This is a genomic window from Chryseobacterium sp. GW821-FHT04C04 (assembly GCF_059420365.1).
This window is the reverse complement of sequence record NZ_JBWKTO010000001.1, coordinates 1310296-1326472: the sequence shown is the minus strand read 5'-3', so window position 1 is coordinate 1326472 and position 16177 is coordinate 1310296. Positions and strand designations below refer to the sequence as shown.

Below are 16177 nucleotides of genomic sequence, written 5' to 3'. Positions count from 1 at the left end.
GATGATTACAACTTTCAAATATTCTCAATATTAATCATCTTTTGTGACTTTTGTGGTTAATGAAATATAAGTTAAATCTGTGTTTTCACCACCTCATAAAAATGTTCTTTCGTAACTTTGTATCAAGAAAAGTATCATTACTATGAATATAAAGGGAAAAAATGCCATCGTAACAGGTGGTGGAAGAGGACTGGGGAAAGCGGTAGCATTAGCTTTAGCCAATGAAGGAGTAAACGTTGCCATTACAGGAAGAAACGAGGAAAATCTTAAAATGACGGTTGAAGAAATCAAAAAGCTGGGCGTAAACTCAGCCTATGCTGTTTTTTCTGTAGACAATGAAATTCAGGTAAAAGCTGGGATAGAATCTTTAGCAGAGCAATTGGGAGGAATTGATATTCTGATCAACAACGCAGGAATTGGAGACTTTGGATCCATTGAAGAAATGCCTTCTGAAACTTGGGAGCAGGTTATTAAAACCAATCTTTTCGGAGTGTATTACGCAGCCAAAGCAGCTCATCCATTTATGAAAGCTAAAGGTGAAGGAGATATCGTAAACGTAGCATCTACTGCAGGTCTGAAAGGTGGACCGAATATGTCTGCATATGCCGCTTCAAAAGCAGCAGTAGTATCTCTGTCTCAATCCATGATGGCAGAATGGAGAAAACAGAATATCCGTGTCATCACTTTAACTCCAAGTACCATTGCTTCTGATATGAGCATCCAGGGAGGACTTACAGACGGAAATCCTGATAAAGTATTACAGCCGGAAGACTTCGCAGAATGGGTAAGAGATATCCTGAAAATGAACAGAAGAGCATTAATTGCAAACGGTTCTATTTTCTCTACGAACCCATAATAAGGTTTAAAAATTTAAAGTTCAAGGTTCTGAGTTTAATGTTTTCGACAAAGAGTAGTTGATCTTCCTTGAATAATAAAAATCAATAGGAGCGGGCTTTAGCCCGCTTTATTTTTTATCATACTTCTGGGGCTTTAGCCAAAACCAACAATCAAAAAGTCAACATAATAAAAATAACCCGGGAATTTATTTTCAGGTCTTTTATAATAGGTTTTGGGTAAAGCCAATGGAATTAATCTTCATTTTTTAAACGGGCTAAAGCCCGCCTCTATTGAATATACTGTATGCAAACATCTGTGCAATCAATGTAATCTGTGGAATAAATAATCACAAAAAACTCCCCGGTTTCAGCCAAAAATCTCTTCATCATTTTTTTAACCGTAATAACATTAGTATTTTTGCAGCAAATTAGTCACATGCAAAATTATTTAGAATTCAATTTCAAGATTTCTCCATTGCAGCCTTGGAATGAGATATTAATGGCAGAGCTTATAGAAATAGGTTTTGACAGCTTTACAGAAGAGATTGACGGAATTTTAGGATATATCCAGACAGAATTGTTTCACGAAGATCAGTTGAAAGCACTTCCGATCTTTGAAAACGAAAATGTAAAAATCGAATATTCTTTCGAAGAAATGCCGAACATCAACTGGAATGAGGAATGGGAAAAGAATTTCTCTCCAATTAATATTGATGATAAAGTATTGATCAGAGCAGAGTTCCATGAGTCTGTACCGGGAATGCATGAAATTATTATTCAGCCTAAAATGTCTTTCGGAACAGGACATCACCCTACAACCCACCTGATGATCCAGCAGATGATGGATATTGACATCCATGGTAAAAAGGTATTGGACATGGGATGCGGAACTTCTGTGTTGGCCATTTATGCAAAACAGCAGGGAGCAGGAGATACAAAAGCCATTGATATTGATGAATGGTCAGTAGAAAACTCAAAAGAAAATGCGGTAAGAAATAATGTAGAACTGGATATTGAACTGGGAACTGCAGAAAACCTGGGAAAAGAAAATTTTGATATTATTTTAGCCAATATCAACAGGAATATTTTAATTTCAGATATTCCGACGTATGTTTCAGTATTGAATGAGGGAGGAAAATTATTGCTTTCAGGATTATGTTTCTTTGATGTGGCTGATATTCTTGAAGTATGTAAAGAAAGCGGACTTGAACTGAAAAAGCAATTACAGCGTGAAGAATGGGTAAGTCTTCTGCTTGAAAAATAATACACAAAATACAAATATGAAAACTTTATGGACTGCTTTATTGATACTGATGCTGCAGTTTTTTACAGCTCAGGAAAATGAAGTATATGCAGATGGAATCTTTGGTTTTGAAGAGAATAAGACTCAGAAAATTTTTACAGACTGGACCCGCGTGAGATCAGATCCCGGAGTGAATACTAAGATTATAGACTCATTGCAGACCAATCAGCAGGTGGTGATTCTTAAAAAAGAAGATACCGTCCTGAAGTTGGGAGAAAGAGCCGCCAATTGGTATAAGATCTCTTATCAGAAAGGAGAAAATACATGGGAAGGATATATCTGGGGCGGTAACCTTTGTGTAGGATACCGTAATAAAAATGGGTATGATTTCCTTTTTGGGCTTTCCAAAACGATTGACCGAAAGAATAAAGAATATAACGAGATCGAAAAGAAGAATATTGCCGGAATAAAAGTAATGGAGGGAAATACACTCATTGATGAGGTATATTTTGATACAGGAAAAGGAGAGGAGTTAAGTTCTGCCTCTTTCAATATAGAAAGTGGTCATAAACTGCAGAATGTTGAATGCACCCTGAAAGCGATGGTTTCCGGTGAAGCCTGTGGTATAGCAGCATATGATCAGTATGTTCTTTTTAAAGATAAAAAACTCATTGCGCTTCCACAGCTAATGAATGTAGGGGATGCCGGTGCTTTTTATCACAGTGAAGAATATGTTTTTCCTAATGATAAAGGAGGAATCTCCAACGCATTTATCCTTAAAGTAGAAGATATGGAGGTGGATGAAAAGGATAGGGAGAAGAAAAAACACGCTACCAAAACGTATCTTTGGAACGGAAATTCTTACAAACTGAAATAATGATATGTACTCAATACAAAAACCGTTGCCTTTGCAGCGGTTTTTTTGTGTAAAGATCTTTTACAATTGAAAAAAATCAAATAAATTTAGAGAATAAAAATTACACAAATGGATTTACTTGATGATCTTCTCCCCATCTTATTTTCGGTTTTTGTAGGAGGCATCATAGGAATTGAACGGGAATACCAGCTGAAGTCTGCAGGGCTGAGGACAATGATTCTGGTGACATTGGGATCGTGCTTATTTACCATGCTTTCCATGAGTTTGGGAGGCCCGGGAAGTCCGGATCGTATAGCGGCCAATATTATTACAGGAATAGGCTTTGTAGGAGCAGGCGTGATCTTTAAAGAAGAAAACAGAGTGTCCGGCCTTACGACAGCCGTTACAATATGGATATGTGCTTCCCTGGGAATGACAATAGGTGCGGGTTATTATGAGGAGGCTATTGTGGGCTCCATCGTTGTGTTTTTGCTGCTTATCATGTTCAAATATGTTCAGAATATCATCGAAAAGATCAGCATCCGTTACACGTATCAAATGACACTTCCTTACCAGGATGGAATAGCAGAAAAATATGAGCAGATTTTCAAAGAACACCATCTGAAATCCGTCAGAGGAAAACAAGTAAGAATGGGAGATCAATATACCATTATCTGGCGTGTACAGGGAGCTGCAAAAAAACATGAAATATGTACAAAGATTCTGCTTAATGATCCGTCTATTGAAGAATTCCGATTTTAATTACCTATTAAAATAAATCTCATTTATATCCATAAAAATCGGTGGAAATCTGTGCCATCTGCCGGGAAAAACAAAAAATAGGACTGGAACAAACCAATCCTACCCAAACATGATTAAGTGTATCATTGAGCCCTAAATGGCTACAAGGAATTAAAGCACAAAAAGATTTTTATTGATCCTTAATCAATGCTTCTTTTGATACTAATTAAAAACTAACTATGTAATCTTTCACTAAGTTTACCCTATAAAATTAGCATGTATTACTCCCTCTCAGAGCAAAAGTTAAACTGATGCAGTAAAATGAGTACGTGAAACGGTATTTTTATCCTATGAAACGGATGGAGTAGAATCTATTGGCTTTTTATTACTCTTTGTTTATTTTAGCCAATCATTTACCGTAATAATATCGGCCTGTCTTGGGAAAACTTTATTCATTAGCACATTATGGACCTCTTCATCCCCGTCTTTACAGCAGTTTTCAATCACAGTGAGTCTGTAATCTTTATCCGAAGCTTCTCTTAAAGTCGATAAAACCACTCCGCTGGTGGATACTCCGGTCAGTACCAGATGTTGAACATCCAATCCGCGTAAGACAACCTCAAGATCACTCCCGGTAAAAGCACTGAATCTTTTTTTGGTAATGATGATCTCTTTTTCTTCGGGACTAAGGTCAGGATGAATAGTTACCCATTCTTTCATATTGATATCTCCCATATGCTGCTTTAACCCTGAAAATACTTTATTGTTAGCGCTTATTTCAGGCATTCCCTGTCTGAACCCTACTACGATGTAAATAACCGGAATTTGGCGGTTTCTTGCGTTTTTGATAACCTCTTTGACATTAGATACCAACTCTTGTGTATCAGGTAAGTTGCTTAGTATTGATGACTGCATATCCATCACCAATAATGCTGTTTTCTTGTTTTCCATTTTTAATTATACTTTATTTATGAATTGTTCTTCTGATTCTTCTAAAAGTTGGTTGTTGACAGTTTTGGTCTTATTCTTTTTGAATAATAAACGTCTGAAGACAATGGCAATTAAAATACCTGCAATTCCTTCTATCAACAAAGTTTTTGGTGCTCCTATTTTCTCTGATACAAATCCGATAAGTACACACCCCAAAGGCAGCATCCCGAATATGGCAGTCAGCAAAATACTGATCGCTCTTGACCGCATTTCGGGAATCACTTCAGACTGCACAATAATGTTACAGGTGGTAAACTGTGCAACACCTCCCAAGCCTGTGAGCGCCGCAAAAAACATAGACCAGTAGAAATTGGTGGCGTATGAAAAACAGATCAGTCCAATACTCAGAATAGCTGTACTCAGGATAAGAATGTTCCTCATAGAGGCTCCTTTTTTCATCGAAGCCAGAAATACTGTCCCAAGAACAGCTCCAATTCCAATGAAACTAGATATATAACCGAATGTTTTAGCATCACCTTTAAAAATTTCTTTGGCATAAACAGGAATTAAAGTATCATAGGGCAAGATCAATAAACCTGTAATACTCAGCATAATGATAACCAGACTGATGGATGGTTCTTTTTTGAGATATTTAAAACCCTCAGCTAATTCTGTAAAAGTTCCCTTTTTCGTTAATTTTTTAGGAATAATCTTTATTTTCATCATGGAAATGGAAACCATTACTGCTGCAAAGCTGGCTGCATTAATCAGAAAACAGGTTCCTGCTCCGAATTTTTGTAAGATGATTCCGGAAAGGGCAGGGCCTGCTAATTTGGCGATGCTTGCCATGGCTGCACTCAGTGAAAGAGCGCTTGGAAGATCTTCATCATCAGTTACCACTTCATTGATCATCGCTTGCCGTGCCGGAATGTCATATGCATTGATAATGCCGAGAAAGACACTCAGCACAATGAAACTCCATATATTTTGATGCCCGGTCATTACCAGGAAAGCCAGCACAGATGCCTGAATTAATGATAAAATTTGAGTGATCTGTATAATTTTATAGCGGTTGTACCGGTCTGCGGCCACCCCTCCAAAGGCAGAAAATAAAAAGGAAGGGAACTGTTCCGCAAAAATGGTTAACCCCAGCATAAACGCAGACTCGGTCATGCTGTATACGACCCATACTACGGCTGTACGCTGCATCCATGTCCCAAACTGGGAGACAGAACGCCCGAAAAAATATAATGTATAATTTGTACTCCTAAAAGCCCGGAATGTACTTATGTTAGTTATTTTGTTCATATTTTAAAATAAACTATTTGACAAATAATGTAAAAATGTCAAAAATGAGACAAAAAATTTTTAACCAATATGTTTAATAACCATAGAGGTCAGTGTATTCACTGTATTGTTCAAATTTTCAAAATTGTTTTTTAAGCCCATTTCGCGCCTTATTCCCCTGATACTGCTCTGAAGGATGAAGACAATGGTTTCCTGTTCTTCAATGGTAATTTTTGGAATTTCACCATTGTTCATACTTGTTGAAAATAAAGTAAGCAGCAGATTCCTTTCAGCCTCCATCATTCGGTTGTGGGCATCAGTAATATGCTTTGATTTTTCCTCATTGTCCATTCCTGCTTCTATAGCCCTGAAAAATGAAGATCTTTCTTCTGAGGTCTTTACTTTGGCAAGACAAAACTCGTGGATTTTTCCTTCAAAAGTCTTTAATTTCTTCATATTGGCATCAATCTCAGAAATAACTTCTTTGATCAAATTCTCCAGAACCGCCTGAAAAACCTCCTCACGATTTTTATAGTAATAATAAATAGACGTTCTGCTTTTGCCAACAGCCTTCGAAATGTCATCCATTGTCACTTTCTTCAATCCATACTTCAGATAGAGTCCGGAAGCGGTCTCCAGGATTTGTTGCGAAAGCTGATCTTGTTCTGTATGAGATGACATTGTCTGAAATATGAGTACAAAAATAATATATTTTTGACATAAAAACAAATTTTGTCAAATTGTATAAATTAATAGTTTAAAAATGAATCATGAAATGATCTTAGTACAAAATTTATTTATTATTGCTGAGAATAGAAATATAGATGAAATAGTTTTAATCCCTGTTTTTTGAAAAGAACCCTTGATTGTTTTTTAGACTTAACTATGTTTTTATATTTATCCAATTTATCCAGACTTGCTCTTTATTTCTGTATTTTTCAAAATTTTGAAGTATAAATTTCTTATTATAATCTATTTTTTGAGTGTGATATAATTTTCCGTTTAGATAAACTTTAATTTTTTTGTTAAGATCGATCATTTCAGGAGAAAGATTGATCGAAAAAGATTGTATACAAGAGGTTTCAATATAGAAAATATTGTTTTCATATTTTGCTTTTATTTTTCCGGATTTCCTTGTGAGGTCAAAGGCATTTTTATTAACATTTTCGACAATCAAACTGTCGTTTTTATCATAACTCAGCCATTTTGTTATTTTAAAATTCAATTCTTTATGCCAAGGCGCTTTTACTTGTAGCGTATCAAGTTTTATATCCGATATCCAATCGATATTGCCATATTTCTCATCATCAAATTCCCAGGAAATTTCCTTAGGGAAGGGATTTCTTTTTCGGTTCATCAAATCTTTAAAAAGTATCTGAAATGCAGGTTCAGATTCTCCAAATTGAGGAAACCAATGAGGAAATCCATTGTATCGATAGTCTTTATAATCTGCTTTTATCCCTTTCATTAGTTTTGTAAGATCATCATTGGCATTGGGAGGATAATAGTAATCTTTATCTGTAGAGAAATTAATGAATGAGTGATTTTTGATATTCTCTACAAAAGTTCCTCCAGTGAAAACTTTAGGATAGGTATTAAATCCGTAAAAGCCAGCAAATGGTGTAGGCTGTTTCATTAAATAAGAGAAAGAACCTGTTGCTCCGTTGGAATGCCCGGAAATAAAAACCCTATTGTCATCAATATTAATAGTTTTCTTGATTTGTTTCAGCATTTGCGGTATCATAAAAAAACCGTTATCTGGGGTCATCCAATTGTATTTTTTGCCTCCTTTAGGAAATACTAATATTACATCATTTATATTTGCATATTTGGTGTAAAATCTGTTCCAGCCACCTAAATTTTCCTGAACCATCTGGTAATCTGACAGGACATTGTTACGAACAGCGCCGTGCAGAAAAAAGAGTAGGGGATATTTATTTTGTGGATTGTAATGTTGGGGTAAATGAATAAGATAAGAAGTTGTTGCAGAATCATTTATTTTAAATGTAATGGAGTAATTCAACTGCTTTTTCGGTAAATATGGATTGTAATTTTTTATTTTTTCATACAGCATTTTCCCATTTTGGATCTTATCAAGATCATAACTCTGTGTTTTGAAAAACTCATCTTCAATTTTCTTTAATTCTATGTAAAATTTTTCTTTATCTTTTATAGCATTTTGTTTTAAAACATTCCATCTTGGATCTTGAAGTAAATTTTTATATTCACTTTCTGCGGACTCTCCAATGACATAACTCCAGCCGGGAAAGCCATCCTTATCAGTCTGCATTTTCGCCAATGGAATAATATATTTAAAAGCTCTATCATAATCTTTCAACTCTGATGCGATCACAGAAGATTTGTAAAGTCCAGTTCCATCAATGCTGTCAGGATATATTTTAAAAGCCTCTTCATACATATCCAGTGCCTTTTTGTAACCTGCTTCATCTTTTGATTTCCACATTGTTTCCAATGCCTTTTGTGTCAATACTGAATAATTTTCTTGTCCGCTGGCGAGAAAGCTTATTGAAAGTAAACTAAATAATATAATATATCTCATAAAACCTGAAATTCGATGAGACAAAATTATAGATAATAATCGGCAGAAACTTGTAAAAATGGAACATTGCTAATTATGATTGCAATCTCCAGAATGTGCCTTGAGTGCCTATAACAGTTCCTTTATCGAAAAAACTTTTAGGGGAATTGTCGGTAAGATTTTTGTAGATTTTATTAAGGTGTGATTGATCATTGTAATTGAACTCATGCGCCAGTTCAGTAAAGTTTCTTTTGGGCTCTTCAAATAGTTTATTATTGACTGTTCTTCTAAAAAGTACTATTTCGTGGAACTTTTTAACGGAAATTCCCAATTGCGATTGAAAATTCCTGTTGAGGTGTTGTCTGCTTATTCCGATAGTATCAGAAAGGTTTGCAACGGAAAAACTTTCACAATTGTTAAAAATATATCGAATAGATGGATCCAAAATAGAATTCTCAAAATGTTTAAATCTTTTTTCTAAAAATCTGTCTAGTGAATTTGTTAATATATCAGGATTTATTGTTGAGAATATTTGGTTAAGCTCATTTTGTTTGAAGAAGTTAAAAGTTGTAATATAATCTGTAAAATTAAGATCTTTGAAAAACTGTTGAACTCCTAAAGGATGAAATACAATTACGATTCGATAGACTCTTCCTATTTGTTTTACATTGAGAAGTTTCTGGCGGATAGGTGTGAAGATTTGTAAAGTTTTTGCCCCTTTTTCAAAAATAATTTCACCATTTTCAGATCGGAGATGAGATTTATAAAGCGATATTGTATTGTTAAAATGAGGAAAACATTGAAATTCATTAATATTATTATTTGGTTTTACATCCAAATAATAATAATCCACATATTTTTTTATCAGTATATTCCTGGGTTTGAAGGTTTCAAATATTTCTTTCATTGTAAATACTATAAATCTCATTTATAAAAATAGATATTTTAACTTAAAATTTCACTTTTTGTAAGTTTAGAATTTCCAGGTAAGGTGTTTTTTTAATAAGTAATTGATTGTGTTACGTGAATATTAGGTTTTGTCCTAAAAGACATCTTTCTGGCCAAGGATTCGAATCTTTGCTGTCCCGATTAAAATCGGGATGCTCTATTTTGTATGATTTTTTAAATAAGGAGTAAAAACAAAAAAGACTCGCTATTTCTAGTGAGTCTTTAAGTGAGCGCGAAAGGATTCGAACCTTTGACCGTCTGCTTAGAAGGCAGATGCTCTATCCAGCTGAGCTACGCACCCATTAAGTAATTTTGAGAAAACTACTAAAACAGTCGGGGCGGCAGGATTCGAACCTGCGACCTCCTGGTCCCAAACCAGGCGCGATGACCGGACTACGCTACGCCCCGAAGGTGTCATCAGTAACGATATTTACTTCGTTTTTGCGGTTGCAAAGGTATAATATTTTTTCAAATAAAAAAATAAAATAAAGAATAATTTTTAATTAATTTTTCATGAATCCTTTTTGATTAACCATACTTGTTTAAAAACCATAGTCTTATATTTTTTTATTATCACTTGCTAAAATGGCTGACCCTTACCCAGAATTCAGCAAAAACAAAAATGACTCACTGTTTCCAGTAAGTCTTTTTTAAGTGAGCGCGAAAGGATTCGAACCTTTGCCGTCCCGATTACAAATCGGGATGCTGTATTTTTTTTGCTGTAAAAGCTTTCTGGTATTGTATGAAAACAAAAATGACTCACTGTTTCCAGTAAGTCTTTTTTAAGTGAGCGCGAAAGGATTCGAACCTTTGCCGTCCCGATTACAAATCGGGATGCTGTATTTTTTTTTGCTGTAAAGGCTTTCTGGTATTGTATGAAAACAAAAAAGACTTACTGTTTCCAATAAGTCTTTTTTAAGTGAGCGCGAAAGGATTCGAACCTTTGACCGTCTGCTTAGAAGGCAGATGCTCTATCCAGCTGAGCTACGCACCCATTAAGTAGTTTTGAGAAAACTACTAAAAACAGTCGGGGCGGCAGGATTCGAACCTGCGACCTCCTGGTCCCAAACCAGGCGCGATGACCGGACTACGCTACGCCCCGAAGGTGTCATCAATAACGTTTTTACTTCGTTTTTAGGGCTGCAAATTTGCAATTCTTTTTTTAATAAAAAAATAAAATGGAGGATAATTTTTTAATTAATTTTTTTGAAACCTTTTTCATTACCTTTAGCCTGTTAATAACCATTGATTTAGCCTACTTTTAAAATGATTAAAAAAAAATCGCTTTTTTTGTTCACATTAAACATTCTTATCCCAAAATATAAAAAAACAGCTTTGAAAACGGGAGTTCATTTTCTTCTGCTCAGTTGTTTTTTGATGATGATGTATTCTTGTTGCAGGGATGAAAAATTTATAATCCATAAAATTGCCAATATATCTCTTAGTTTACCCGAATCATTTGCCGTTAAGCAAGAACACGCCATAGATTCAAGGGTATATAGCATCAATACAGGAAACAAACGTATTGGCTATATTTATTATGGTGATTATAAACCCTTTGAAGAAGATAATTATATGGTTACGGTGGAACCTGAAATTTTTGAAAAGTTTAAGAATAACAGAGAAGTTAAAGCCTATTTATCTGATAATTCTGATAGAGATTACAAAAATGGAATTTATAACGTTAATTATTATTACTACGATACCATCAATAAGCACAGGGCTCAGATTATGCTGCCTAAGAAAATGAATAAAGGATCCATCGGGATTCATTTTGACAGTGTGAATGTTCACAAAAATAAAATGGCTATTATTGTTAGTGACATCAGCGAAGAGAATAAAGAGGTATTTTTAAAAGTCTTTACAACCATTAAAATCAATCCGTAAACATTAAAATTTATGAAATTAGGGTTATCATTTCTAAGTTCTATTATCACTCTTTTCGCAGTGTTTTGTTTTCTTGTTTCCTGTAATAAGGAATACTCAAGCTCCTACGGATACGATCATATTAAGGAGTATAAGTACAATAAAAAGTCTGGGGATTCTGATACATGGAAGAATAAACTTCATCAAAGTACATTATCTGACCAAGATAGTATTCTTTATCCGAAAATAGAAAAATTGAATTTTACCCTTATAGATTCTCTGAAACCGAGCCATAAAATTGATTCGATACTGTTTAAATCCAGATATGATGTGTATTTTCCAAGACCAAACTGTCCGGCAGGGAATAAGCATATCTTATTATTTTATCATGGATCTGTTTTAAAATATGTTGCGAAATTCAATAATTATTGTGATGAATGTTTTTTAATCAACTATACAACACACCAGAGTTCTTATATACAAATCGGCTATAAAGATTTTATGAAGCTGGTAAAATCTGATCAATAAATATTAAAAGTCGATTATAAATAAAATTTTTAAACTTAAGTAAGACATGATCATTACTAAACTACATATAATTGATTGGTATGATGATATTATAACGTCGGTTATTTCATTTGAAAATGAGGAGTATATATTTAATTGTATTCAGAAAAATAGCCATGGAGAGAAAACATATTATTGTGTGAAAATAGATGAAGAATCTTTTAAACACATTGGAAATATAATAGAGAAGAAGATTTTTACTAGAAGTGATTGGAATATTATAAATCTGATTTTTGAAAAGAACAATAAAAATGACAATGTTTTTTTATTGAAGACAGAATCATTATTCGTAGGTTCGGATATTATTTTAAAAAAAGCAGAGAGTTGGGATATCATAGATATAAAGTTTCCCTTTGATATTTCAAATTTATATACTACATAGGATTATTAACCAAAATAAGGATGAAGGATATATTTGAGTTTAAAATTACGATTCATGAAAATATACCGGATACTTTTGTAGTAGACAGTTTCATTGCTTTTATTGAAGATCGGTCGGTGTATTGGGGAGGTGGTTATTCTGACAATCAGATTAATGGAGGATTATATGCTGATGAGAGTGTAATAATTAATATCAATGATTTTGTGAAAGAATTTGTTGAATTTTTTTTACACCTGGAAATTACGATCCATAAAATTGAGATTAATATGGAAGACTTTTATTTTTATCGTTTTGATCATGATGCTTTTGTTGAAAATTATTCTTCTCTACCTGTCAATATTGGCTGTTGGGAGTTATAATTATTTCAGCAAAAACAGAAATACCCTCCAAAAAAAGCATTAATTTTTTATGAAGAAATATAAAGATATCCATCATTATTACCTTTTAAACTTTTTTAAACACAGTGAATTGAACTACGATAGCTTCTGGTTGTTTTATAATCATGAATATGGAATTCAAATGGGTGATCTTTTCCCTGGCCAAAAGGTTTATTCTTTTTTATGGGAATATGCAGATACAGATATTTTAATAAAAATAGATGAATGGAAAAGAGCTTTCAGAAGAAATAATATTGAGATCACAAAAGAATCTAAGCTGCATACTCAGAACTACTTATCAGCTGATAGAAAGGTATATCTGGATTGTCTGGAAATAGATCTTACAGCTGCTGATAAAAAATTTAAAGACCTGACAGCATATGATACCGGACAACATTTTGTTCAAATTGTGGCGGATAATCATATGTCTTTTACCGATATCGATTTAAGTTGTCTGGAATTAACAGATAGAGTTGATAAACTCAAAGCATTTGTCAGGATTTTAGATAAAGAAGGTATTCAGGCATTAATTTTAAATGGCTATCATCATCGTGGAGAATTACTTAAAGTCTGTATTGTGAAGAGTGGCAACACCTGCTTAAAAACAGCCGAAGCTTTGCCCTTAAATATTTTTGAAAATACTTATGTAGCCATGCCATTTAACTGGTGATAGTATTACAAATATAATCTGTTAGAAATAGTTTCTGTAAGGATATAAAATGGATTTTTTAAGATTAGAAATAATAAATAGAAGTTTAGTAATCATGTTGATTATTATTGCTACTGTGTTTTTATACAATCTTATGTTTTCTTCAAAAAGGCAGGGTGGTTTTTTAGGTGAAATGAGAGAAAAGGAAATAAAATCAATAGTTAGCAAAAAGTATATTAATTATGATAATCACAATATACCATTCTTGGTGTATGGCAATAAAGATAGTATATTGGTTTATAGAGATTGGTGGGATAAGGTTTCTGTTGGAGATTCAATACTAAAACCAAAAGGCTCTTTAGAGATCGTTATTAAAAACTCTGATAAAATTGATAAATTTGATTATGGAGATAAATTTGGTTTAGAGGGGCAATAATTTATCTTGTTTTAGCTGATGCCAATAAACCTGACAGCTTCACAAATTTTGTTATATACAAAATTGCAGACTTTGCCGGATAAGATCCTAAGAATAAGGTCGGTTATGGAATAAAAACAATTTAGTAAATAAAAATGGAGATATTTTTAAATAATAATAAAATAGATTATTTAGATCTTACTAGAGATAAGAAAATTGTCAATGATAAATTATTGCTGAAGGTTAAGCCTGAAGTTAAATCCATTATTTTAGAGGAATTAGAAAAACCTGAAATTAAGCTGAACGTAAAAATTTACAATAAAGCAGGTCTAAAAAGAATATTATATAAAACCCGATTTATCATAGACTATGTTTTAACTGAAGAGGAGTATAGTGAGCCAGATGGGATTATTCTTTATGGAACTATGATTAATAAAATGAGTATTACAGGAAGGGGATATGATCAATATCTTATGAGAATTTTTTATGATTGGTTTAATCATTCAGATTTTAACTGGCAGAAGTCTGAGAATAGAGAACTTAAAAGCTCTTATATCCTGGCTTGTTTTATTTGGAATCACGGTCTTTATAAAATGAGCAAAGAGAATACCATCATGAAAATGGATGGAAGTCTTGTTAAAGATGACAAAGATTTTTTCTGTTATTTAGGTGAATTGTTTTTTGGAAAAAAAGGTTTTATGGGAAATGGATTGGACTCACTTCATGATCATACTATAGATGTGAGTGTGAATAATGACATGAAAAAATTTCATCTGTATATCAATTCAGTACAAGCGATAGAAGATGCCTTGGGAGTTAGCTATTTTGCAACATCTTTAGAACTTTTAAAAAGAGCAGGTCTTAATATTTATATTGATCATTTAGTCTTTTAAGATTCTCCGCTCCGCAAAGTCTCCTGACTTTAAGATCAAAAAAAATAACTTAATATTATAAGTGACCTTGCATTTTGTGAGGTTTTGTACTTTAAGAATAGTCTTTATCATTTGTAATGTTATTTATTGCAGTGATAGGAGTACTCAGTTTTTCTTAAATTTACCGTTCGGGGAGACCATGCTGGAGCAGAAAACAGGAGTATATGATAACCCATATAAGTTCAATGCAAAAGAGCTTGACAGAGAAACAGGGCTGTATTATTACGGAGCAAGATATTATAACCCGAGAGCAAGTATTTGGTATGGAGTGGATCCATTAGCTATTTACAATCCGGTGATGGAGACTCAGTTTTATGGTGATGGGCAGCATAATGAAGGAGTATATTTCTGGGGAAATCTAAACCCATATATTTATACGTATCAAAATCCAATTAGATATATAGATCCAAATGGAAAACAGGTAGAATGGGATTTACTATATAATAAGTGGCCTAAAACACAAGATGATATGACCTGGAAAAATGGAGAAGTCTCTAATTTGGATATATTTTCTTATGTGTATGGTGAAAAATATGATAGAGATAATGAGGTATTAAGGCTAGTTGGTCAAAGACCAATTAATATGACTAATGCATGCGCAACACGAGGTTCTATAGCATATAATAAAATGGGGTATGGAAAGTATTTAACACCGGATTTTAAAGGATTGTCTGGTAAAATGAAAGATTTGAATATCACGTCAACAGCAGGGCAATTTAAAAAAGTATTAGACAAAATTTATAAAGGAAATGAAGACAAAATTATAAAAGTGGAAAATCCAACTTCTGAAGAACAAGTTCAGGAAGCTTTTGGTGGTAAAAAGGGCACTTTTGTTATGATTGCAAAGAAAGATGCAGGCTATACAGGACACGTAACAATATATAATGGAAAGATAGTTATAGGTGGAAACAGCCACATGTATCTAAAGGATGCTCAAACTGTTTACTTGTACGTTGCAGATCAAAATAATAAACAAAGTAAGTGATGAAAAAAAAATTCATTGTTGTAGTTTTTTTGCTATTTAATGTGATAATTTGGGGACAAACTCATGTCGGAAATACCAAATATGAAAAATTGCAAACATTTTTAAAAAAAGATAGTTTAGCATTTCAACAGTTTTTAATGGCTAAAAGGTGTTTTTGTAGAGAGAATTTTTTGACTCTTGATGAACGTAGATCTGAAAAAAAACTTGATAGTTCTTCCAAAGATTTATATGAATTATCTCGACTGTTAAAAAAAGGAGGGTATTTATTCTTCGTAGCAATTGATGTGCAAAAATTAGCCTCTTTTTTTAATAAGAAATTGATTCAGGAATATGCTTCAAGTGGAGGAAGCATCAGCGATGATGGTAATAGAATTGACAATAAAAATATACTATGCGAAACGATTTCTTCACAAACTAAATACAATTACAGTCAATACATTAGTCTCATTAATAATTTAGACAATTATATAATACCAATAAATAAAGGAACTTCCTTTCTTAAAGAGGATACATATTTGGATGAATTATACTACTATTATCCTGGTAAAAAAGAACGCTGGTATAATTTTAACGATGTTCATAAAGTATTGGATGTTGAATAATTCGGTCCGCAAAGTCTCCTTA

At 33.2% G+C, this 16177-nt stretch carries 18 protein-coding genes and 4 tRNA genes; 13 read left to right on the top strand and 9 right to left on the bottom strand.

The features are described from left to right. The first annotated feature begins 142 nt into the window (after nt 1–142). The 4 genes from AC07UM_RS06035 (at nt 143) to AC07UM_RS06020 (ending at nt 3697) form a co-directional block, all read left to right on the top strand. The gene (locus AC07UM_RS06035; protein WP_494684848.1) at nt 143–856 is read left to right on the top strand and encodes a 3-ketoacyl-ACP reductase; all 714 of its coding nucleotides are present in this window, start codon (nt 143–145) and stop codon (nt 854–856) included. A 416-nt stretch (nt 857–1272) separates the two neighbouring features. Further along, nucleotides 1273–2100, top strand: coding sequence for a 50S ribosomal protein L11 methyltransferase (prmA, locus tag AC07UM_RS06030; protein ID WP_494684847.1), 828 nt, complete (start codon nt 1273–1275; stop codon nt 2098–2100). Nucleotides 2101–2116: 16 nt separating this feature from the next. Further along, nucleotides 2117–2956 (top strand): SH3 domain-containing protein, encoded by an 840-nt coding sequence (locus tag AC07UM_RS06025; protein ID WP_494684846.1) that lies wholly within the window; start codon nt 2117–2119, stop codon nt 2954–2956. Between the two features lie 108 nt (nt 2957–3064). Continuing rightward, nucleotides 3065–3697 carry an MgtC/SapB family protein gene (locus AC07UM_RS06020; protein ID WP_494684845.1) on the top strand — a complete coding sequence of 211 codons (633 nt, stop codon included), beginning with the start codon at nt 3065–3067 and terminating at the stop codon, nt 3695–3697. 375 nt (nt 3698–4072) lie between these two features. On the opposite strand, the gene AC07UM_RS06015 is transcribed toward AC07UM_RS06020, so the two are convergent. The 9 genes from AC07UM_RS06015 to AC07UM_RS05975 form a co-directional block, all read right to left on the bottom strand. After that, the gene (locus AC07UM_RS06015) at nt 4073–4627 is read right to left on the bottom strand and encodes a cysteine hydrolase family protein (protein ID WP_494684844.1); all 555 of its coding nucleotides are present in this window, start codon (nt 4625–4627) and stop codon (nt 4073–4075) included. A gap of 6 nt (nt 4628–4633) precedes the next feature. Next, the gene (locus AC07UM_RS06010; RefSeq protein ID WP_494684843.1) at nt 4634–5914 is read right to left on the bottom strand and encodes an MFS transporter; all 1281 of its coding nucleotides are present in this window, start codon (nt 5912–5914) and stop codon (nt 4634–4636) included. Nucleotides 5915–5974: 60 nt separating this feature from the next. Beyond that, nucleotides 5975–6574, bottom strand: coding sequence for a TetR/AcrR family transcriptional regulator (locus AC07UM_RS06005; RefSeq protein WP_494684842.1), 600 nt, complete (start codon nt 6572–6574; stop codon nt 5975–5977). A 202-nt stretch (nt 6575–6776) separates the two neighbouring features. After that, entirely contained in the window at nt 6777–8453 is a 1677-nt protein-coding gene (locus tag AC07UM_RS06000; RefSeq protein WP_494684841.1) for an alpha/beta hydrolase-fold protein, read from the bottom strand. Nucleotides 8454–8526: 73 nt separating this feature from the next. After that, nucleotides 8527–9339: a helix-turn-helix domain-containing protein gene (locus tag AC07UM_RS05995; RefSeq protein WP_494684840.1), complete on the bottom strand. Its 813-nt coding sequence runs from the start codon at nt 9337–9339 to the stop codon at nt 8527–8529. Between the two features lie 268 nt (nt 9340–9607). After that, nucleotides 9608–9681: transfer RNA gene (locus AC07UM_RS05990), tRNA-Arg, on the bottom strand. Between the two features lie 32 nt (nt 9682–9713). Then, nucleotides 9714–9788 (bottom strand) — tRNA-Pro (locus tag AC07UM_RS05985). Nucleotides 9789–10300: 512 nt separating this feature from the next. Further along, nucleotides 10301–10374 (bottom strand) — tRNA-Arg (locus AC07UM_RS05980). 33 nt (nt 10375–10407) lie between these two features. Then, nucleotides 10408–10482 (bottom strand) — tRNA-Pro (locus AC07UM_RS05975). A gap of 188 nt (nt 10483–10670) precedes the next feature. On the opposite strand from AC07UM_RS05975, the gene AC07UM_RS05970 reads away from it, so the two are divergent. From AC07UM_RS05970 to AC07UM_RS05930, 9 genes are all read left to right on the top strand, one after another. Continuing rightward, nucleotides 10671–11267 (top strand): hypothetical protein, encoded by a 597-nt coding sequence (locus AC07UM_RS05970; RefSeq protein ID WP_494684839.1) that lies wholly within the window; start codon nt 10671–10673, stop codon nt 11265–11267. 12 nt (nt 11268–11279) lie between these two features. Next, a complete protein-coding gene (locus AC07UM_RS05965; RefSeq protein ID WP_494684838.1) occupies nt 11280–11774 on the top strand; it encodes a hypothetical protein in 495 nt (164 codons plus the stop codon). 46 nt (nt 11775–11820) lie between these two features. After that, entirely contained in the window at nt 11821–12195 is a 375-nt protein-coding gene (locus tag AC07UM_RS05960) for a hypothetical protein (protein WP_494684837.1), read from the top strand. Nucleotides 12196–12215: 20 nt separating this feature from the next. After that, nucleotides 12216–12554, top strand: coding sequence for a hypothetical protein (locus AC07UM_RS05955; RefSeq protein WP_494684836.1), 339 nt, complete (start codon nt 12216–12218; stop codon nt 12552–12554). A gap of 49 nt (nt 12555–12603) precedes the next feature. Next, nucleotides 12604–13242, top strand: a complete 639-nt coding sequence (locus tag AC07UM_RS05950) for a hypothetical protein (RefSeq protein ID WP_494684835.1) — start codon at nt 12604–12606, stop codon at nt 13240–13242. A 49-nt stretch (nt 13243–13291) separates the two neighbouring features. Then, complete coding sequence (locus AC07UM_RS05945) at nt 13292–13657, top strand: hypothetical protein (RefSeq protein ID WP_494684834.1); 366 nt, start codon at nt 13292–13294, stop codon at nt 13655–13657. A 134-nt stretch (nt 13658–13791) separates the two neighbouring features. Then, the gene (locus AC07UM_RS05940; protein WP_494684833.1) at nt 13792–14529 is read left to right on the top strand and encodes a barstar family protein; all 738 of its coding nucleotides are present in this window, start codon (nt 13792–13794) and stop codon (nt 14527–14529) included. A 61-nt stretch (nt 14530–14590) separates the two neighbouring features. Further along, nucleotides 14591–15553, top strand: coding sequence for a T6SS effector amidase Tae4 family protein (locus AC07UM_RS05935; protein ID WP_494684832.1), 963 nt, complete (start codon nt 14591–14593; stop codon nt 15551–15553). Beyond that, nucleotides 15553–16155, top strand: a complete 603-nt coding sequence (locus AC07UM_RS05930; RefSeq protein ID WP_494684831.1) for a hypothetical protein — start codon at nt 15553–15555, stop codon at nt 16153–16155. Before AC07UM_RS05935 ends, AC07UM_RS05930 begins: the two co-directional genes overlap by 1 nt. The last annotated feature ends 22 nt before the right edge of the window (nt 16156–16177 follow it).

Bases quoted from the DNA above. Each gene is read 5' to 3' on its own strand.
- AC07UM_RS06035 (WP_494684848.1), top strand. From the start codon at position 143: ATGAATATAAAGGGAAAAAATGCCATCGTAACAGGTGGTGGAAGAGGA.
- prmA (WP_494684847.1), top strand. From the start codon at position 1,273: ATGCAAAATTATTTAGAATTCAATTTCAAGATTTCTCCATTGCAGCCT.
- AC07UM_RS06025 (WP_494684846.1), top strand. From the start codon at position 2,117: ATGAAAACTTTATGGACTGCTTTATTGATACTGATGCTGCAGTTTTTT.
- AC07UM_RS06020 (WP_494684845.1), top strand. From the start codon at position 3,065: ATGGATTTACTTGATGATCTTCTCCCCATCTTATTTTCGGTTTTTGTA.
- AC07UM_RS06015 (WP_494684844.1), bottom strand. From the start codon at position 4,627: ATGGAAAACAAGAAAACAGCATTATTGGTGATGGATATGCAGTCATCA.
- AC07UM_RS06010 (WP_494684843.1), bottom strand. From the start codon at position 5,914: ATGAACAAAATAACTAACATAAGTACATTCCGGGCTTTTAGGAGTACA.
- AC07UM_RS06005 (WP_494684842.1), bottom strand. From the start codon at position 6,574: ATGTCATCTCATACAGAACAAGATCAGCTTTCGCAACAAATCCTGGAG.
- AC07UM_RS06000 (WP_494684841.1), bottom strand. From the start codon at position 8,453: ATGAGATATATTATATTATTTAGTTTACTTTCAATAAGCTTTCTCGCC.
- AC07UM_RS05995 (WP_494684840.1), bottom strand. From the start codon at position 9,339: ATGAAAGAAATATTTGAAACCTTCAAACCCAGGAATATACTGATAAAA.
- AC07UM_RS05965 (WP_494684838.1), top strand. From the start codon at position 11,280: ATGAAATTAGGGTTATCATTTCTAAGTTCTATTATCACTCTTTTCGCA.
- AC07UM_RS05960 (WP_494684837.1), top strand. From the start codon at position 11,821: ATGATCATTACTAAACTACATATAATTGATTGGTATGATGATATTATA.
- AC07UM_RS05955 (WP_494684836.1), top strand. From the start codon at position 12,216: ATGAAGGATATATTTGAGTTTAAAATTACGATTCATGAAAATATACCG.
- AC07UM_RS05950 (WP_494684835.1), top strand. From the start codon at position 12,604: ATGAAGAAATATAAAGATATCCATCATTATTACCTTTTAAACTTTTTT.
- AC07UM_RS05945 (WP_494684834.1), top strand. From the start codon at position 13,292: ATGGATTTTTTAAGATTAGAAATAATAAATAGAAGTTTAGTAATCATG.
- AC07UM_RS05940 (WP_494684833.1), top strand. From the start codon at position 13,792: ATGGAGATATTTTTAAATAATAATAAAATAGATTATTTAGATCTTACT.
- AC07UM_RS05930 (WP_494684831.1), top strand. From the start codon at position 15,553: ATGAAAAAAAAATTCATTGTTGTAGTTTTTTTGCTATTTAATGTGATA.